This window comes from Nordella sp. HKS 07 (assembly GCF_011046735.1).
Lineage (GTDB): Bacteria > Pseudomonadota > Alphaproteobacteria > Rhizobiales > Aestuariivirgaceae > Taklimakanibacter.
The window spans coordinates 40,513-58,044 of sequence record NZ_CP049258.1; the positions used below are offsets into that span (position 1 = coordinate 40,513).

At 63.5% G+C, this 17,532-nt stretch carries 14 protein-coding genes; 1 reads left to right on the top strand and 13 read right to left on the bottom strand.

The window, feature by feature from the left end:
- Positions 1-274: 274 nt before the first annotated feature.
- The 13 genes from G5V57_RS34065 to G5V57_RS00205 all read right to left on the bottom strand — a co-directional run bounded on the left by G5V57_RS34065 (position 275) and on the right by G5V57_RS00205 (position 15,752).
- Positions 275-943: a GMC oxidoreductase gene (locus G5V57_RS34065; RefSeq protein WP_246737471.1), complete on the bottom strand. Its 669-nt coding sequence runs from the start codon at positions 941-943 to the stop codon at positions 275-277.
- Complete coding sequence (locus G5V57_RS34070; protein WP_246737472.1) at positions 930-1,931, bottom strand: GMC family oxidoreductase N-terminal domain-containing protein; 1,002 nt, start codon at positions 1,929-1,931, stop codon at positions 930-932. Before G5V57_RS34070 ends, G5V57_RS34065 begins: the two co-directional genes overlap by 14 nt.
- A gap of 96 nt (positions 1,932-2,027) precedes the next feature.
- A complete protein-coding gene (locus G5V57_RS00155) occupies positions 2,028-3,155 on the bottom strand; it encodes a PotD/PotF family extracellular solute-binding protein (RefSeq protein ID WP_165165537.1) in 1,128 nt (375 codons plus the stop codon).
- Positions 3,156-3,236: 81 nt separating this feature from the next.
- The gene (locus G5V57_RS00160) at positions 3,237-4,340 is read right to left on the bottom strand and encodes an ABC transporter ATP-binding protein (protein WP_165165538.1); all 1,104 of its coding nucleotides are present in this window, start codon (positions 4,338-4,340) and stop codon (positions 3,237-3,239) included.
- A 10-nt stretch (positions 4,341-4,350) separates the two neighbouring features.
- The gene (locus tag G5V57_RS00165) at positions 4,351-5,145 is read right to left on the bottom strand and encodes an ABC transporter permease (protein WP_165165539.1); all 795 of its coding nucleotides are present in this window, start codon (positions 5,143-5,145) and stop codon (positions 4,351-4,353) included.
- Between the two features lie 2 nt (positions 5,146-5,147).
- The gene (locus tag G5V57_RS00170) at positions 5,148-6,059 is read right to left on the bottom strand and encodes an ABC transporter permease (RefSeq protein WP_246737473.1); all 912 of its coding nucleotides are present in this window, start codon (positions 6,057-6,059) and stop codon (positions 5,148-5,150) included.
- Positions 6,060-6,083: 24 nt separating this feature from the next.
- Positions 6,084-6,905 carry a sugar phosphate isomerase/epimerase gene (locus G5V57_RS00175; RefSeq protein ID WP_165165541.1) on the bottom strand — a complete coding sequence of 274 codons (822 nt, stop codon included), beginning with the start codon at positions 6,903-6,905 and terminating at the stop codon, positions 6,084-6,086.
- A 10-nt stretch (positions 6,906-6,915) separates the two neighbouring features.
- Positions 6,916-7,848, bottom strand: a complete 933-nt coding sequence (locus G5V57_RS00180; protein WP_165165542.1) for an aminotransferase class IV — start codon at positions 7,846-7,848, stop codon at positions 6,916-6,918.
- A gap of 26 nt (positions 7,849-7,874) precedes the next feature.
- On the bottom strand, positions 7,875-9,053 hold the full coding sequence (locus tag G5V57_RS00185) for a Xaa-Pro peptidase family protein (RefSeq protein WP_165165543.1): 1,179 nt from the start codon (positions 9,051-9,053) through the stop codon (positions 7,875-7,877).
- Between the two features lie 38 nt (positions 9,054-9,091).
- Complete coding sequence (locus tag G5V57_RS00190) at positions 9,092-10,522, bottom strand: aldehyde dehydrogenase family protein (protein WP_165165544.1); 1,431 nt, start codon at positions 10,520-10,522, stop codon at positions 9,092-9,094.
- A gap of 15 nt (positions 10,523-10,537) precedes the next feature.
- Positions 10,538-12,319: a thiamine pyrophosphate-binding protein gene (locus G5V57_RS00195; RefSeq protein ID WP_165165545.1), complete on the bottom strand. Its 1,782-nt coding sequence runs from the start codon at positions 12,317-12,319 to the stop codon at positions 10,538-10,540.
- A gap of 223 nt (positions 12,320-12,542) precedes the next feature.
- On the bottom strand, positions 12,543-13,361 hold the full coding sequence (locus tag G5V57_RS00200; RefSeq protein ID WP_165165546.1) for an IclR family transcriptional regulator: 819 nt from the start codon (positions 13,359-13,361) through the stop codon (positions 12,543-12,545).
- An 84-nt stretch (positions 13,362-13,445) separates the two neighbouring features.
- A complete protein-coding gene (locus G5V57_RS00205) occupies positions 13,446-15,752 on the bottom strand; it encodes an Orn/Lys/Arg decarboxylase N-terminal domain-containing protein (protein ID WP_165165547.1) in 2,307 nt (768 codons plus the stop codon).
- A 220-nt stretch (positions 15,753-15,972) separates the two neighbouring features.
- Between G5V57_RS00205 and G5V57_RS00210 the strand changes: the two genes are divergently transcribed.
- A complete protein-coding gene (locus G5V57_RS00210) occupies positions 15,973-17,451 on the top strand; it encodes an AMP nucleosidase (RefSeq protein ID WP_165165548.1) in 1,479 nt (492 codons plus the stop codon).
- Positions 17,452-17,532: the final 81 nt, after the last annotated feature.

Sequence of the window (17,532 nt, forward strand, 5' to 3'; positions counted from 1 at the left end):
TATATGAGTACTCTCCGGACCCATAGGGGACACTGAACCCGAAGGCACAGGTCTCCTCCTGCGCCTGAGCTTCGCGTGGCGTGATCCCTGTGAAAACGGCCAGGAGTACCGAGAGAACGATCCAGAATACCGCAACTCCACGCGTTGCACAGTCGCGCGCCGCCGCCCCCTGCGGTATCCCCATCTGCCCGTCCCTTTCTCAAGGCCCGGGGAAACATATGACTTACTTTAGGTGAATCTGCAAGGAAAGAGGTTTCTAATTCGCAACAATCAACTAGACGTTGTCGATCTGTCCGGCAAAGGGCGCCGGGATGGGATCGAGCTTCCGGCCCACTATCGCATCGGAAAGCTTCTCGGCCACCATCATCACCGGTGCGTTAGTGTTACCGGTCGTGACACTCGGGAAAACCGAGGCGTCGACGACACGCAGGCCCTTCAGCCCATGCACGCTTCCGTCGGGCGCCACCACGGCGTTTCTGTCCTGCGCCGGGCCCATCCGGCAGGTGCCGGAGGGATGAAAGCCGCTGGTGCCAGTATTGCGGCAGAATTCCAGGACAGCCTCATCTGAGGTTGCGGTGGGTCCGGGCCGGAGCTCCTCGCCCCTCACCCCGTCGAAAGCCTTTTGCGCAACAATATTACGCGCAATTCTGACACAGGCGATCGCTTTCTCCCGGTCGAACTCGGTCGACAGATAGTTGAAAAGAATGCGCGGCGCCGCGAAAGGGTCCGCCGACGGAATCTCGACACGCCCCCGGCTCTTCGGCCGCTGATGGCAGATGGCGATGGAGAAGCCGGCGGGCGAGGGCTGCGGCACATAGCCGGTCGCCGTCTGAAACGGCATGAACTGCATCTCGGTATCAGGATAACCGAGCGCGACGTCGCTCCGCACAAAGGCCACCGCCTCGTCGTGATTGGATTCGCCGAGCCCCTTACGGGTCAGCATCCAGCGCAGGCCAATCAGCGTCTTGCTGAACCGCGTGAGCCTGGGATTGAGCGAAGCCCCCCTTCGGGCAGGTCCAGCACAGATAGAATTCGAGATGATCCTGGAGATTCTGCCCTACGCCCGGCAGGTCATGCGCGACCTCAATGCCGAGCTCGCGCAGGCCGTGTTCCGCCCCGATGCCGGAGCGCAACAGGATCTGCGGACTGTTGAAGGCGCCCGCCGAAAGGATCACCTCACGCGCCGCCCTCACCTCGTGGCGGACGCCGCCTTGGATATAGGCGACGCCCACGGCGCCGCCCTGCTCCATCAGCACCCGGTCCACCACCGCCTCGGTCACGACCCGCAGAGTCTTACGGTCACGCACCGGGCGCAGATAGGCCCAGGACGTGCTGGCCCTGACTCCGTTGTCGGTATTGCGGTCGAAGAGGCCGAAGCCTTCCTGCTGATAGCCGTTGATATCTTGCGTGCGCGGATAGCCCGCCTGCTCGCCCGCCGCGAGAAAGGTATTGTAGGACGGGAAGCTCAAAGGCCCGTTGCGCACCTTCACGGGGCCGGAGCGGCCGCGATAGAGATCATCGCCGCCCTCGAAGCTCTCCAGCCGCTTGAAGTAGGGCAGCACTTCCGAATAAGACCAGCCCGCAGCGCCTTCCGACACCCAGCGCTCATAGTCGTTCGGATTGCCGCGCGTGTAACACATGCCATTGATCGAAGACGAGCCGCCTAGGATCTTACCGCGCGGATGAAACACCTGCCGGCCGTTGAGATAGGGCTCGGGCTCGGAATTGTAGAGATAGTTGTATTTGGCGCGCTCGAAATTGATGCCCATGGCGGCCGGCATCCTGACCGTCCAGTCGCTGTCGCGGTCGGCCGGGCCTGCTTCGAGGAGCAGCACCTTAAGTTTCGGATCGGCCGACAGCCGGTTGGCGACAATGGCCCCCGCCGAGCCGCCGCCCACGATGATGTAGTCGAATTGCACCGACGCCGTCACTAAAAGAAGATCCTCAATAGAAACTCCCTCCCCGCGCATAGCGTGGGGAGGGTGGCGCGAAGCGCCGGGTGGGGTGTATCCGCTTGGAGACTCGCCTCAAATCCCCGCTTTCACTTCCTCGAACATGGCATTGACCTTGGCGCTCGCCTCGGGCGTGAACTCCTCATAGAAGCGCCCGCCCTGCAGCACCTTGTCCGGCTCGTCGATGCCGAGTTCCTTGAGGCGCGCGGTATCGGCGATCGCATAGGCCTTGGCATTGGGTGAGCCATAGCCGAACTTGTCGATCAGCACCTTGCCGCTTTCGGCCGAGATGAAGGCGTCGATATAGGCGAGCGCCTCGTCTTCGGAGCCTTCCCCGCCCTTGATCCGCACGGTGACGTCGACCCAGGTGAGCCGCCCCTCTTTCGGCGTCATATAGCCGACATCGACACCTTGCGCTTTGAGCGTCGAATAGGAGCTGTTCCAGCCATAGGCGGCGACGATCTCGCCCGAGGCCATGGCCTGCTGCATGTCGGTGTCGTTGGTCCAGTAGAAGCGCAGCAGCGGGCGCTGCTCGACCAGCTTGGCGCGGATCTTGGCGAGATCGGCATCCGACATGTTGTAGGGATCGGCGATGCCGAGCACGAGTGCGGCCACCACCGTCACCGAATCCATTGCGTCGCGCTGCGCGAGCCGGCCGCTATATTTCGGATCCCACAGGATGTTCCAGCTCTGGTTGTCGACATATTCGGGCGCCAGGTCGCGGCGATAGACCACCGAGCTGTCGCCCCAGGCCGCCGGCACCGCCATCACGTCCTCGCCTACTTTCATGCCCCGCAACGTTTTCAACTGTGGGAAGACATCCGCGTAATTCGGAAGCTTGGACACATCGATGGGAGCGAGCAGCCCTGCATCTTGGAAGCGGTTGAGGATGGCGCTGCCCGGTTGCGCCAGCGTCGGCAGCGCCCCGGCGCGCATGCGCTGCAGCGCCTCCTCATTATCGGCGAAGAGTTGGACCGCCGGCGATCCGCCATAGGTTTGGGTGAATTTCTTATGCAGATCCGGGGATGAATAGGCCTCCCAGGTCGCAATCGAGATCGAGGATGCTGCTGCGGCGGGGCGGATATAGGGCAGCGTCAGCACGCCTACGCCCACCGCCATCAGTGCCTTGTGGATATCGCGGCGGGAGAAAGCCCGCTTGGCAAGTCCGTTCTTGAAGTCGGGGAGTTCGATTTTCCTGGTCATTTTCAGCCCTCTTTCTGGGTCGTTTTCCCTGATGGATTGGTATATTCGCTATTGTCGGATGTCAACCGATAATATGAGAAATCAGTTCGCTGGCAGCAGGACTGAGGCCTCCGGCGCCCAGCTGATCCACACCCCCTGCCCTTCATCGACGCAAGCCTCGACGCTGCGGGTGAGCTTCTGGGCGGCGACCGCGATGCGCGCGGAATGGCCCGGCGCCTCGACATAATAATGACTGCGATCGCCGAGATAGGCCTCGGGGCCCATGCGGCCGGCGATGGTGTTGGGCCCCGGCGCCGGCTTCGTCTTGAGCAGCCTGAGCTTCTCCGGTCGCACCGCCACGCTGACGCGGTCTCCGACTTGCGGCCGGTGATCGCCCATCCCCGCCAGGAGGGTGCCGAGCGGCCCGCCGTCGATCTCCACGTCGCTCCCGCGCAGCGCCGTCACGCGCCCCTCGAAGAAGTTCATCGTGCCGATGAAGTCCGCCACTGTCCGGCAGTTCGGCGTCTCATAGATGCGCGTCGCCGTGTCGATCTGCAGCACCTTGCCGCGCGCCATGATGGCGATGCGGTCGGACATGGTGAGCGCCTCTTCCTGGTCATGCGTCACGAAGACGAAAGTGATGCCGACCTGGCGCTGGATCTGGCGCAATTCGAGTTGCATCTCCTCGCGAAGCTTCTTGTCAAGCGCGCCCAGCGGCTCATCAAGCAGCAGCACCTTCGGCTTGCAGACGAGCGCCCGCGCCAAAGCGACGCGCTGGCGCTGGCCGCCCGACAATTGATCGGGACGGCGTGATCCATAGCCCGGCAGCTTGATGGTCTCGAGCGCCTGGTCGATGATGGCGTCAAGCTCCTTCTTGGGCAGGCGCAGGCGCGCCAGGCCATAGCCGATATTGGCGCGCACATCGAGATGCGGGAAGATCGCATAGTTCTGGAACACCATATTGGTCGGCCGCCGGTTGGGCGCGATCTTCGACATCGGCTGGCCGTCGATGAGGATCTCGCCGCGGCTCGGCTGCTCGAAACCCGCCAGCATGCGCAGCAGGGTTGTCTTGCCGCAGCCCGAGGGACCGAGCAGCGAGAAGAACTCGCCACGCCCGATGTCGAAGGAGACATCCTCGACCGCGTGGACGGCGCCGAAGGATTTGCCGACGCCGCGGATGGAGATGTAGGATTGGGATGCGGTCATGGGTCGCGCCTCATTTGGCCGGAACGTCGCGCCGCCGCAGCCACTCGGACAGAGCGACCGCGACGAAGGAGAACAGCAGGATCAGGCTGCCCAGCGCCAGCACGCCCGGCAGCTTGTTCGGGAAGCGCAGCTGGCTGAAGATGAACATCGGCAGTGTTGCCTCATTGCCGGCGAGGAAGAAGGCAAGCACGAATTCATCGAAGGAGATGGTGAAGGAGAGCAGCAGGCTCGCCACAATGCCGGGCAGCGCCAAGGGCACGGTGATGCGCCAGAAGGTCCGCCAGGCGCTTTCGCCGAGATCGAGGGACGCCTCCTCGAGGCTCCTGTCGAAGCCTTCGAGCCGCGACACCAGCACCAGCGTCGAGAACGGCAGGCACAGCAGCACATGCCCGGCGCCGACGGTGAGGAGCGACAGCGGGATCTCGAAGATCTGCCGCGCGATGACGAGAAGCCCGATGCCGAGGATCAGCACCGGCACGAGGAGCGGCAGCAGCAGCAAGCCGGTGATGAGCCGCTTGCCCGGCAGATAGGGCCGCGTCAGGCCCTTGGCGGCGAGGAGCCCGAGCACCGTGCAGATCACCGAAACCGAGAGCGCCAGCTTCAGGCTGTTCTCGAGCGCCTGCAACAAGGGACCATTGCCGGCCATCTCCCGGTACCATGCGAGAGTGAAGCCCTTCAGCGGGAAGGCGATATAGATGCTGTCGTTGAAGGAGAAGAGCGGCAGCAGCAATACCGGCGCATAGAGAAACAGCAGATAGAGCACCGCATAGATGAAAAGCGCGTCGATGCGAAAGAGCCGGCCCATGGTCACGCTCCCTTGCCCGCAGGCCGGCCGGTGCCGACGAGCTTGAGGAACAGGCAGACCAAAAGCGTGATCGCCAGCATCGCGGTGATCGAGACGGCCGCCCCCAAGGGTGCGTTATTGGCCTTGCCGAACAGCGACTGGATGATATTGCCGATCATCACGCCTTCGGTGCCGCCGACCAGAGTCGGCGTGATGTAATCGCCGACAGTGGGGATGAAGACCAGCAGGACAGCGGCGATCAGTCCCGGCATCGACAGCGGCAAGGTCACGCGGAAGAAGCGCCGCAACGGTCCGTCGCCGAGATCGGTCGCCGCCTCCAGCAGCGACTTATCAATCTTCTCGAGCGAGACATAGATCGGCAATATGGCGAAGGCCGCCCAGCTATGGGCGAGCGTTCCCGTCACCGCGATCGGATTGTAGAGCAGGAATTCGAGCGGCTTGTCGATGAGGCCCAGCGAGATGAGGCCGGAATTGATGACGCCGTTGAAGCCCAGGATCACCTTCCAGGCGAAGACGCGCAGGAGGTAGCTGGTCCAGAACGGCACCGTGATCAGGATCAGCCAGACGAGCTTGTGCCGCTTGACGCTGAAGGCCAGGAAATAGGCCATGGGATACGCGAGCAGCACGACCAGGATGGTCGCGCTGAGCGACATCTTGATCGAGCGCCACAGCAGCGTCAGATAGATCGGCTTCTCGAACATGCCGAAGGGATTGGCGAAGAAATCGACAGGTCTGTCGGCGAGCGCGAAGATCGTCGCGTAGTTCTTGACTGTGAAGTCCTTGATCAGGGTGAAGTAGTCCTGGGTCCAGAAGCTCAGGGTGATCAGCGCCAAAAGCGGCAGCACGAGCATGGCAGCCATCACCAGCAGCGCCGGCGACAGCAACAGATAGCCGCGCAGGCTTTCCGATCTCATGGCTGGTCCGGGACCGCGCATGGCCTAGAGCCGGGCGGCGAGCGCGGCGGCGCTCTGCCTGAGATCGGCGTCCGGATTTGTGGAGATGATCTCGAAGACGAGCGTCGAGGCGAGATCGAGCTCGTTTATGCTGCGCGCCAGCGCCTCGAGCGGCACGATGCCACGAGCTGTCCCGAAGGCGCGATGCTCCGGCACCTCGGCGCGCGTATCTGAGAGATGCACCGCCTGGAGCCTCGGCCTCAACAGGGCCAGGCTCTCGGCCAGATCCTCCTGCAGGAAGGCGGCATTGGCGATGTCATAGGCGATGCCGATATCGTCGTCACCATGTTCGGCGAGCGCCACCATCAGGTCGGCGGCGCGCGGCAGGATCGACATCGGCATGTTCTCGACCAAAAGCGTGACGCCAAGCCTCCTGGCCGCGGTGTTGAGCGTCGCCAGCCCCTCGTGGAACCAGCCGAGCGTCGCCTCGCGCGGCATTGGCAACAGACCATTGGGCTTCCCCGGCCCGATGATGAGCGCACGCACGTCGAGATCGGCGGCAAGCTCGAGCCCGCTGCGCATCGACGCCAGCGAATAGGCGCGCATTTCCGGCGTCGCGCCGGCGATATTGAGATCCATATTGGGCTGGTTGAGCGCGGTGATCCTGATCCCTTCGGCAGCGGCGAAGCGGCGCAGCGTCAGACGATCGGCCGGCGACAGCTCCGATGGCCAGAGATGGCCCGGAAACATCATGAGCTCGAAGCTGCGATACCCCTCCCTCATGAGATGCCTGACGCAATCGGCGGCGCTCATGGCATACATGTAGGAACAGGAGTTCACGCCGAAAGGCGGTGCCGCGACAGCCATGGCCTCAGTCTCAGTTGTAATCGACCGGTGTGGCATCGGAGCCCTTGCCGTGGCGCGCCCAATAGCCGTCGCGCAGGCGTTGGGTGACGGCGCCCAGCCGGTCATTGCCGTAGATGCGCCCGTCGAGCCGCGTCACCGGCATCACGCCGCCACCGGTCGAGGTGATGAAGATCTCATCCGCCTCGCGCAGCTCGTCAGCACTGATCTTGCGCACTTCCGCCTCGAGCCCCTGCTCCTGGGCGAGTTCGAGCACGGTGCGTCGCGTCACACCTTCGAGCACGCCCGCATCCGGCGTCACCACCTTGTTGCCGATGACGGCGAAAACATTGAAGCCCGGTCCTTCGGTGAGATTGCCGTCATAATCGAGCAGAAACACCGTATCGGCATTCTTGTCATAGGCTTCCCAGATGCTGCGCACCGAATCGAGATGATGGAAGTTCTTCACTTTCGGATCGACCGATCCGGGCGGGATGCGGAAGGTGGAGCCGATGATGACATGCAACCCGTTCTCGCGCTTCTCCGGCGAAGCGAGCCAGACGAAGGGAATGGAATAGGCGATGAAGCGGTTCTGGCACAGCCGCATGTCACGGCTGCCGACCGGCGGACGCCCGCGCGTGCAGATCATCGCCACATAGGCATCGCGATAACCGCTGCGCTTGACGCATTCCATCAGGATCGCGCGGACTTCGTCGCGGCTATAGGGGATCTTGTAGCGCAGGGCATCCATCGAGGCGAAGAAGCGATCGAGATGCGCCTCGAGCCGGAAGAAGCTGCCCTGCCACACATGAGCCACGTCATAGGTGACGTCCGAGCGGGTGAAGCCGAAATCGAAGACCGACACCGTCGCCTCGCTCACTGGCACGAATTTGCCATTGACGAAGGCGACGCCCGGAATGTCCTCGACGGGCCGGGTGTCTTTTTCGATTTTCTCGATGATCGTCATTGTTTCCTCCCTGGGGTCTTTGCCGCTCAAGCTCCGATCACGGTGATCTCACGCGGCGTGCGGCGGTTCAGTGCTTCCTTGCCGGTCTCCGTCATCACCAGGATCTCCTCGATGGTGATGTCGCAGCCATTGCCGTAGGTCAGATTGGGCTCGACCGAAACCACAAGACCCGGGGTGAGCTCCGTTTCGTCATTACGCGTGATCGAGGGCGCCTCGGTGATCTGGAAACCGATGCCGTGGCCCATGCGCTCGCCGCGCGCCGCCGGCCCCTCGCCCGAGAGCACTTTATATTGCGCGTGCCAGACGTCGCGTGTGCGCACGCCGGGTTTCATTGCCTGGAGCCCTGCCTCGGTCGAGCGCCAGACGAGATCATAGGCATGTTTCGTCGCCTTGTCGGGCTCACCGATCCCGAAAATGCGCGGCACGTCGGTGAAATAGCCGTCGATCTGGCCGCAGACATGGAGGAGCAGCACATCGCCCTTCTGCATCGGCTGGTCGGTCGAGGGGAGGATAGTCGAGGTGTAGCCGCCGGGGCCCGAGGTCGAGATCAGATAGGGCACCGCATCGGCGCCGTTCTGCATCAGATGCAGGCTGAGCTTGCGGGCGATACTGCGCTCGCTGTCGCCCGGTTCATAGAGGCTCGGCAGCACATCGAGACTGTCACAGACAATGTCGCCGGCAAGCTTTATGCGGGCCACTTCGCCGGGTGACTTCACGCTGCGCAGCCGCGCCATCAACTTGCTGCAATCGACGAAGGTCAAAGGCTGGATGCGGTCGCGGATGGCGAGGAAGTCGTTGAAGGGCAGGCCTAGCCGGCATTCCGGCCCGAGCTCGGCGCCGATCCGGCCGAATTCACGCTTCACCTCGAGGAGCGTCGAGCTCACCAGCGATACGCCTTCATCGCCGGGCTGCGGCGACGGCCAGGTCTTGATCCGGTCGATCGCCGAAGTTGCCCGCATCACCACCGCGCCATGTTCGGAGACAATGGCGACAGGGTCACCCGTGCGCGGCAGGATGAAGAACCACGGCCGCGTCAGGCTCAGCCAGAAAGGGGTGACGAGCCCGGTCAGATAATTGAAATTGAACTCCGACGTGATCAGCAGCGCGTCGAGCTTGGCTTCCGTCATCATCGCGCGGGCGCGTTCCATGCGCGCTTCGAATTCCGGCCGGGTGAATGCCGCGGGGCGCTGGCGGGCGCTCTTCATAATCGATCCTCCATCCATTTTCTTTTGCCCGACATGCCTCAGAGATTGAAGACGACAAGGCGCTGATCGGTCATATCCTCGATCGCATAACGCGGTCCCTCGCGCCCCATTCCGCTGTCCCTGACCCCGCCATAGGCCAGTTGATCGGTCCTCCAGGTCGATGTCCCGTTGACGATGATGCCACCGGTCTTGAGCTTGCGCACGAGATCGAAGGTCGTTTGATTCGAGGCGGTGAAGATACCGCATTGCAGCCCGAATCTGCTTCGATTGGTGAAGTCGACGACCTCGCTCAGTTCGTCATAGGGAAGGATGCTGACGACCGGACCGAATACCTCATTGCAGACCACGTCCATCTGGGGCTTGACGTCGACGAGAACGGTAGGCTCATGGGCAGCGCCATGGCGGGTGCCGCCGGTCAGGATTTTCGCGCCATTCTTCCGCGCGTCATCGACCCAGCTTTCGACCCGCTTCGCCGCCGCTTCGTCGATCAGCGTGCCGACATCGGTCGCCAGATCGAGCGGATCGCCGAGCTTCAGCTCTTTTACCTTGTCGAGCAGGATGGCCACGAAGGCATCGAAGCGCGAGCGCTCGACCAGCACCGTCTGCACCGAGATGCAGCTCTGCCCGGCGAGACGCATCGAATTGCGCGCGCAGGCCGTCGCCGCCGCCGTGATATCGGCATCGGAATGCACGATGGTCACGCCATTGCCGCCGAGCTCCAGCGCCACGCGCTTCAAGCCGCTGCCGGCCTTGATCGCCGTCCCCGCCTGGGTCGAGCCGGTGAAAGTGATGAAATCGACGCCCGAATGGGCGACCAGCGCCTTGCCGATCTCGGCGCCGCCATGGACGACATTGAGCGCGCCTTCCGGGAAGCCCGCTTCCTGGACGATCTCGATCATCCGCTGGATCGCGAGCGGCGTCTGCGGCGGCGGCTTCAGCACGATCGCATTGCCGGCGGCGAGCGCCGGTGCGATCTTGTGGGCGGTGAGATTGACCGGTGCGTTGAAGGGCGTGATCGCCGCCACGACACCGACTGGGAAGCGCAGCAGGAAAGCATAGCGCCCTGCCCCCATGGCCGAGCCATCGAGCGGCACATGACGGCCTTCGATGCGGATCGCCTCGCCTGCCGACAGCGAGAAGGTATCGACGGCGCGATCGATCTCGCCTTGCGAGTCACGCAGAGCCTTGCCGCTTTCGCGGCTGAGCAGCTTGGCGATCTCCGCCTTCTCGGCAATTAGCCGGCTTGCGACCTTCTGCAGGCGGCTCTGTCGCTCATGGCCGGGCATCGCCGCCATGGCGTCCGATCCTTTGCGCGCCGCGGCAATGGCATCATCGAGATCGCTCGGCGTTGCTTGCGCCGAAGCGCCCACCGTGTCGCCGCGATATGGATCGACGACCGGATGCAGGTTCTTGGAGCTGCGCCAGGCGCCGGCGATCAGCATCGGCGCGTCTTTGTGGTCTGTCGTCATGGGAGCCTCTCGAGATCAGAGCAGGACGCGGCTGCCGAAGACCGGCTCGCGATGCAGAAGCGGCGGCAATTGCCAGGTACCGGTGCTCGGCGGTTTGATGTCGGAGCGCACATGCACGTCGATCAGGCAGGGCTTGCCGAGGCGCAGCGCGTGCTGGACGGCGCCGCCCAGCTCATCTTCATGTTTGACCGTGAGGCCTTCGACACCGCAGGAGCGCGCCATCGCGGCGAAGTCCGGATTATAGGCGTCCTTGTTGGAGCCGTGATGGAAGGCGGTGCCGATCTCGCGTCCGTCGAACAGCCCGTGCTGCAGGTCGCGGATGGCGCCCCAGGCAAAATTGTTCCACACGATCCAGATCGCCGGGATGTCATATTCGACCGCCGTGCACAGCACATGCGGCGCCATCGTGAAGCCGCCATCGCCGACCACCGCCACATGCGGCCGGCCGGGGGCGGCAAGCGCCGCGCCGAGCACGCCGCACACCCCGAAGCCCATCGCCGAGAAGCCCCAGGAATTGAGCATTGCTTGCGGGTGCCGCGCCTTCCAGAACTGCATGAACCAATTGTGATGCTGACCTGAATCGAGGCTGAGGATCGTATCGGCCGGCAGGATGCGCTGCAGATCAGCGACGATCGTCTCGGGGCGCACCGGAGATGCACTCTCCGTCTCGTCGGCTTTCAGGAAGTCCTGCCACTCGCGCTGCCAGCCGGCGATCGCCTTGCGCCACTGCGCGAAGCGGCTCATGGCGTCGAACCCCTTGCGGTTGCCGAGTTCCTCGTTGAGCTGGCGCAGGAAGGTGCGCGCATCCGCGGTGGCGCCGATGACGACCGGGTAGTTGCGTCCGATCTCGGCGGGATCGATGTCGATTTGGACGAGCTTGGTCGCCGGGAAGTTCCACGAATAGCCCTGGATCCAGGTCGACGACGACCGGTCGTCGAAACGGGCGCCGACGGCGATGACGAGGTCGGCATGGCGGCCCGCCTGGTTCGCCGGATAGGCGCCATTACGGCCGATGAAGCCCAAGGACAGTGGATGATACATGTCGAGCGTGCCCATGCCATTGGGCGAGCTGATCACCGGAATGGCGAAGCGCTCGACCAGTTGGGTCAGATCGGCCGAAGCCTCAGACAAGGTCACGCCATGCCCGACAAACAGCACCGGCCGCTCGGCGCGGGCGACGAGATCGGCGATCTCGGCAATGGTCTCGCGCGCCACACCAGAGCGGATCGTTGTGCCCTTGGCATCGGACGGCGTCACCGTCACATCGGCTTCTTCCTGGAAGACGTCATAGGGCACGTCGAGATGCACCGGGCCGGGACGCCCCGACACCATGAGGTTCATGCTCTGGCGCAACGCGAGCGGCAGCATCTCCGGCCGTGACGGCTGGAAGGAGCGCTTCACATAAGGCCGCATCACCGACGGGAAGTCGCCCTGGAAATGCTGGTAGGATTCCTGGAAGGGCCCGCGATTGAATTGTGAGGTCGGCACATTGGCCGTGATGGCGAGAAAGGCGGAAGAGTCGGCCTGCGCGCAGGCCGTCGCCATCACGATATTGGCCGAGCCCGGCCCACAGGAGGTGAGTGTCGCCACCGGCTTGTGCGCCACCCGGAAATAGGCGTCCGCCATATGACCCGCCACCTGCTCATGGCGCGGCGAGATCAGCTTGATCTTGTCCTGATAGTCGTAAAGCGTATCGAGGATGCCGACATTGCCATGTCCGCATATGCCGAAAATATAGGGCACGTCTTCCTTGGCGAGAAATTCCGCAATGATTTCAGCGCCCTTCATCTTTCCCATCGGCTTCCTCAGTTGCTTTCGACCTGACTGCGCCGCTTGCCGCGGCCTCTCTTGGTCTCGGTTCGTATATCTCACACTATCGGATGTCAATCGACAATGTAGAAAGACTGAGTGGAAAATCTTGTCTGCTTCCCGGCTTTTATGCGCGCATCATCCTTCCCCCGCAAAGCGCGGGGAAGGTGGCGACCCCGGCGTCGGGTCGGGGGAGACGGATGGGGGTGGATCAGGCCTTGCCGGCCTTGCTTTCCGAAAAGCCGAGATCGGCGGAGAGCCGGTTGGCGGCTGTGATCACTTTCTTGGTCAACTCGGGCAATTGCTGCAGGCTCACCCGCCAGAGTGGTCCGGACAACCCCAGCGCGGCAATGGCCTTGCCGGTGTAGTTGCGCACGGGTGCCGCGATGCAGCGTAATTCGCTGTTGAATTCGCGGTCGTCATAGGCGGCACCGGCAAGCCGCGCCTCCTTGAGATCGGCGAAGAGCCGCTCCGCGCTCACGATCGTGCTGTCGGTGATGGGCACAAGCCTGGTGCGCGCCAGATAGGCCTCGATCTCCTTGTCGGAGAGCTGCGCCAGTAAAGCTTTGCCGATCGCGGTGCAATAAGCCGGCCTTTGTGCCCCGACGCGCTCGGAGAGCCTGACCGTGGCCTTGCCCTCATGGCGCGCCAGGATGACCGCCATGTCAGTCGCCATCACCGCGATATGGGTCGTCTCGCCCGTCTCATTGGCGAGCCATTCGAGATGCGGCATCGCGTCGGCGACCAGATTGGCTTCCGTCGCCGCCCCCGCCGCGAGACCGTAGATATAGGGTCCGATGCGGTATTTCTTGTCGGCATCCTGCTTGACCGGTCCGATCACGCAGAGCGTGCGCAGCAGGTGGAAGGTGGTGCTGGTATGAAGCCCGATCGCCTTGCTGATCTCGGCCAGCGTCAAGGCATGGTCGGCGCGCGCGATGAGGTCGATGATGGCGAAGCCGCGCTCGATCGACTGCACAGTGCGGACCTGGCTCTTCTCCGCCGCCTCGGCCGGGGCCTTCATCTCATCCATTCTGGAATCCTGCAAAACGTCTTTTCACAATATCGCAATATTGCTGCCATTAGCCCCTTATGATGCCGTTCACAACAGGATTCCCTAATCCTTGAGCGCCCAGGCCTGGTAGGCGCCGTCGACGACCACAGTCCCCTCCACTTCCTTCTCGAAACCGGGGAAGGTCCTGCCCCAGTCCTCGAGAGCGCGGATATAGGAGAGCCACGCCCCGTCGGCCGGACCGAAATTCTCGCCCGGGAGCACGATCGGGATGCCCGGCGGATAGGGAATGATGCCGACGCCGGCGACGCGGTTGGCGAGTTCCTGGATGGGCAGCAATTCCGCCTCGCCGGCCATCAGCATCCCATTGGCGCGGCGCGGCAGCATCTGCGGCTCGGGCAGGCTGCAGAAAGCCTGGGCCTGCAGCTCGCCCATGCGGCTTACCTTCATATGCCTGAACATCTTGTCGGCGAGGTCCTTCAGCCCCATGCCGGCATAGCTGCGCGGCGATTGCGCGATGAGATCGGGCAGGCATTGCTCGAGGGAGCGATTGGCGTCGTAATCCTCTTTGAAATCCAGCAGGACGCTCATCAGCGTGCCCCACTTGCCCTTGGTGATGCCGATCGAGAACAGGCACAGCACCATGTGGTCCGTGGTGCGCGACGGGATGTTGCCGAAGTGATGCAGATAGGATGAAACGATCGGCGCCGGAATGCCGCCTTCCTGCATCTTGCCGTCATCGCCCATGCCCGGACAGACGATGCCGACCTTGATCGGATCGAGCATGCACCAGCCGTCCGGCAGGTCGTCGAAGCCGTGCCATTTCTCTCCTGGATGGAAGACCCAGCAGTCGTGATCGGTGGCGAGTTGCCCAAGATCGGCGTCGGCGAAGTTGACTTTCTTGCCCGTCCGGTCCTTTATCCTGGGCGCATTCCACGGCCAGAAGAACCAGTCCTCCTTGCGGTTGAACTCCCGGTGCGCGCGCGCCAGCGTCTGGCGGAAGGCGATGGCCTCCTCGATCACTTCGTCGGTCAGCGCCTTGCCGCTCGGACCGTCCATCATCGAGGCGCCGATCTCGTTGGACGCGATCAGCGCATAGAGCGGCGAGGTCGTGGTCTGCGACATGTAGCTCACATTGAAACGGCTATGCTCGATCGGGTTGCGGCCGTCGCGGATGTGGATGTAGGACGACTGCGACAGCGCCGCGAGCAGCTTGTGCGTCGATTGCGTCGAAAAGACCGTCGGGTCGCTTGCTTTGTGCGCCTTGGGATCGCCGCGCATGGCGAAACGGTTCTCATAGATCGGGTTGAAGCGGGCATAGCCGAACCAGGCTTCATCGAGATGGATGCGGTCGACGGACTGGCCGAGCAGCGCCTCGACCCGTGCTGAATCGTAGCATAGCCCGTCATAGGTGGAATTGGTGACCACCGCATAGACGGGATCTGGCTTCACCGCATGCCGCTTCAAAGGATGCGCGTCGAGCTTGGCGCGGATGGCCTCAGGCTCGAACTCCTGCGGCGGGATCGGGCCGATGATGCCGTAGCGGTTGCGGGTCGGCACCAGGAAGGCCGGGATGCCGCCCGAAAGGATCAGGCCCTGCTCGATCGACTTGTGGCAGTTGCGGTCACACAGCGCGAACTCACCGTCGCCGACGGTGGCGGCGAAGATGGTGCGATTGGCGCCGGAGGTGCCGGTGAGCCCCGAATAGCTGCGATGCGCGCCGAAGACGCGCGCCGCATAGGCCTCCGCTTCGCCGATCGGTCCCGAATGCTCAAGCAGCGAACCCAACCCGCCGCGTTCGATGCCGGTGTCGGCGCGGAACAGATTCTCGCCGAAGAAATCGAAGAAGATGCGCCCCGCCGGCGTCTTGGTGAAAGCGACACCGCCCTGGTGACCGGGGGCCGCCCAGGAATATTCGGCGAGATTCATGTAATTGAGCAGCGCCTTGTTGAACGGCGGCAATATGTTGCGCTGGTAGCGCTTGACCGCCGCCATGACCCGGCTGGCGATGAAGGGAATGGTGTCGGCATGCAGCCACACATATTCGTCGGAAAGCTGCATCACCTCGACCGTCAGATCGTCCCGGCTGGCCTGATCGGCCATCAGCATGATCGGCACGGTGGCATTGCGGCTGCGGATGGTCCTGAGCAGCTCCAGCGCCTCGGCGCGGCCGCGGCTGTCCTTGTGCTCGCGCGTCGTCCAGTCGATCAGGATGGCATCGATGGAGGCATCGGAGAGGATCACCGAGCGGCCGTCGTGATAGCTCGCCGCCTCGACGACCTCGATATCGCGCGAGGTGAGCTCGTCGGCGAGCGCCCTGACGGCACGTCCGCCGACGCTTTTAGGCACCGCCAGCTCCTCGTCGATGATGAGGACTTCGAGCTTCTGAAGCTTGATCGTTCGTTCGAGCATGGTATTCCCTCGATCTTGGTCGGGCCTAGCCCGCCTCGGGCTCATTCCTCACGGTTTTACCAAAGTAAACAAGAGGATGTTGAAGGTTGGCTGACGCTATTGCGAGTCTCTTCAAGCCGTCAACGTCGCGGACCTTGCGGAACCTCGCCTGGTGGGGCCACCGTCCCCGCCTGTGGTGTCTTCCGAAGCCGTGCTATAGCACCCCGGCAAAGGAGACCCGATGAACCGCCTGGACCGACCCGAGACCGAAGTTCTGACGCCCGAAGCCGCCGTCGATCGCCTGATTGAGCTGCATGAGGATGCGGTGGAGGCCCTGCGCCAGGCCCTCGACCGGTTCTTCACCCAGAGCATTCCGCCGACACCGAAGGAGCGCGCCCGCTTCCGCTATCCCGAACTGCGCCTCGTCTATGGCGCCGGCCAGGCTCAGCCTTCGCTCTCGCGCGCCTATGCCAAATTCGAAAGCCCCGGTCTCTATGCGACGACCATCACCCAGCCGCGCGCCTTCCGCGACTACCTGATCGAGCAACTGCGCCTTCTCGTCGCCGATTACCCGACCACCATCTCGGTCGGCCGCAGCGACCAGGACATTCCCTATCCCTATGTCCTCGATTCGGGCGATGAGCTCGGCCGCGACAATGTCTCGGCCGCCGAACTCGCCCGCCACTTCCCGGCCCCGGCGCTCTCAGCGGTCGGCGATGAGATCGCCGACGGCCTGTGGACGCCGCCCAAGGGCGAGCCGATGCCGCTCGCTCTCTTCGACGCGACGCGCACCGATTATTCGCTGAAGCGCATCGTGCATTATACCGGCACGCATTGGCGCCATGTGCAGCCCTGGATCCTGCTCACCAACTACCACCGTTATGTCGACCAGTTCGTCACCTGGGGCATCGAGCAGATCCGCGCCAACGGCCCCTATGACGCGCTGGCGCTGCCGGGCGGCATCATGATCGGGCGCGACGGACTGGCGGTTGAGGATTGTGATACCGCCGTCACCTCCTCGCCATGGCACCGCTTCCAGATGCCGGGCTATCACCTCCTGCGCCGGGACGGCAAGGGCGGCATCAGCCTCGTCAATATCGGCGTCGGCTCCTCCAACGCCAAGAACATCACCGATCATCTGGCGGTGCTGCGCCCGCATTGCTGGCTGATGATCGGCCATTGCGGCGGGCTTCGCCAGTCGCAGCGCATCGGCGACTATGTGCTGGCGCATGCCTATTTCCGCCAGGACCGCATCCTCGATGGCGCTGTGCCGCCCGATATTCCGATACCGGCTCTGGCCGAGGTGCAGGTGGCGCTGCAGGAAGCCGCCGCCAAGGTGACCGGCGAGCGCGGCGAGCAGTTGAAGGCGCGCCTCCGCACCGGCACCGTCGTCACCAATGACGACCGTAACTGGGAACTGCGCTGGTCGCAGGAGCGCCGCCGCATCAATCTCTCGCGCGCCATCGCCGTCGACATGGAATCGGGCACTATCGCCGCACAAGGCTACCGCCTGCGCGTGCCCTATGGCACCCTGCTCTGCGTCTCCGACAAGCCGCTGCATGGCGAGATCAAATTGCCGGGCGCGGCCAACGCGTTCTATGACCGCGCCGTCGGCGAGCACATGATGATTGGCCTCGCCGCCATCGATCTCCTGCGCGGCGAGCTGAAGCAGCTCCATTCACGCAAGCTCAGGAGCTTCGACGAGCCGCCCTTCAGATAAGGGCGCATTGGCCAGAGCCGGCACGGTCAATTGCCTGGCATCATTGACAATATGGGCAGCTTTGCCGAGATACTGATCATC

Bases quoted from the DNA above. Each gene is read 5' to 3' on its own strand.
- G5V57_RS34065 (WP_246737471.1), bottom strand. From the start codon at position 943: ATGCTGACCCGTAAGGGGCTCGGCGAATCCAATCACGACGAGGCGGTG.
- G5V57_RS00155 (WP_165165537.1), bottom strand. From the start codon at position 3,155: ATGACCAGGAAAATCGAACTCCCCGACTTCAAGAACGGACTTGCCAAG.
- G5V57_RS00160 (WP_165165538.1), bottom strand. From the start codon at position 4,340: ATGACCGCATCCCAATCCTACATCTCCATCCGCGGCGTCGGCAAATCC.
- G5V57_RS00165 (WP_165165539.1), bottom strand. From the start codon at position 5,145: ATGGGCCGGCTCTTTCGCATCGACGCGCTTTTCATCTATGCGGTGCTC.
- G5V57_RS00170 (WP_246737473.1), bottom strand. From the start codon at position 6,059: ATGAGATCGGAAAGCCTGCGCGGCTATCTGTTGCTGTCGCCGGCGCTG.
- G5V57_RS00175 (WP_165165541.1), bottom strand. From the start codon at position 6,905: ATGGCTGTCGCGGCACCGCCTTTCGGCGTGAACTCCTGTTCCTACATG.
- G5V57_RS00180 (WP_165165542.1), bottom strand. From the start codon at position 7,848: ATGACGATCATCGAGAAAATCGAAAAAGACACCCGGCCCGTCGAGGAC.
- G5V57_RS00185 (WP_165165543.1), bottom strand. From the start codon at position 9,053: ATGAAGAGCGCCCGCCAGCGCCCCGCGGCATTCACCCGGCCGGAATTC.
- G5V57_RS00190 (WP_165165544.1), bottom strand. From the start codon at position 10,522: ATGACGACAGACCACAAAGACGCGCCGATGCTGATCGCCGGCGCCTGG.
- G5V57_RS00195 (WP_165165545.1), bottom strand. From the start codon at position 12,319: ATGGGAAAGATGAAGGGCGCTGAAATCATTGCGGAATTTCTCGCCAAG.
- G5V57_RS00200 (WP_165165546.1), bottom strand. From the start codon at position 13,361: ATGGATGAGATGAAGGCCCCGGCCGAGGCGGCGGAGAAGAGCCAGGTC.
- G5V57_RS00205 (WP_165165547.1), bottom strand. From the start codon at position 15,752: ATGCTCGAACGAACGATCAAGCTTCAGAAGCTCGAAGTCCTCATCATC.
- G5V57_RS00210 (WP_165165548.1), top strand. From the start codon at position 15,973: ATGAACCGCCTGGACCGACCCGAGACCGAAGTTCTGACGCCCGAAGCC.